Source organism: Pseudomonas sp. P5_B2 (assembly GCF_056400445.1).
The window spans coordinates 1-738 of the sequence record NZ_JBFULH010001305.1; the positions used below are offsets into that span (position 1 = coordinate 1).

The 738-nt window shown below is 58.9% G+C and carries 2 protein-coding genes; both read right to left on the reverse strand.

Annotation, left to right across the window (positions count from 1 at the left end; all coding sequences use genetic code 11):
* On the reverse strand, positions 1 to 432 hold a 432-nt coding region (locus AC1DRJ_RS30895), incomplete at its 3' end, for a helix-turn-helix domain-containing protein (RefSeq protein WP_477805454.1).
* A gap of 11 nt (positions 433 to 443) precedes the next feature.
* A partial coding sequence (locus tag AC1DRJ_RS30900; RefSeq protein ID WP_477805453.1) for a phage antirepressor KilAC domain-containing protein occupies positions 444 to 738 on the reverse strand: 295 nt, incomplete at its 5' end.

The window sequence follows — 738 nt, forward strand, 5'->3', positions numbered from 1 at the left end:
CTGCTGCTGTTCGGTTCCTTGATGGTTGATTGATGTATTGGGTGCAGCCGCTGCACCCCGTTCTGTTCCAGGCTGCACCCCGTTCTGTTGTGAGTTGCACCCCGTTGCGTCATCTGCACCCCGTTTTGTACGGGGTGCAGGATTTGCACCCCGCAACAGTTGAAGGTCGTAAACGACTGGGCGGCGGTCATGACGGTCGATGTGCACGGCAGCGATTGCCTGATTGCCCCTCTGGATCAGTCCGGACTTCTCCAAATCGTCGAGCTTGTACCGGACGGTACGCTCTGACAGACCGGTGTCTTGGGCCAGGGTAGAGGCAGATGGAAAGGCACCAGCGCCGTTCGAACCGGCGTAGTTGGCCAAGCACAGCAGCACGTGACGCGCGCTTGAGTCTTTCAGGGATTCGGTGGGCAGAGAGAGCGCCCAGGACATTGCTTGAACGCTCACAACGAGTTTCCTTGAAGTTGTTCGGCCAGGGTGGTGATGCCACGACGCGTGACCATTACTTGCTCGACGACCTTGAGTTCTTCCCGATCGGAACCGACCTTCACCAGCTTGTGCTCGAGGAGACCGCTGGATAGCCGAGGCTGGAAGGCAGACCAACTGGAGTGGCTCGTCCGGCGATAGATCCAGCGGTTGTCGCTCAGCCATTTGAATAGTCGCAAAGGTGCGACCCCCAGCTGTTTCGCGGCGCTGGTGATGCAGACGGAGCCCTGGGTATTGGCGAGACGATTCAAC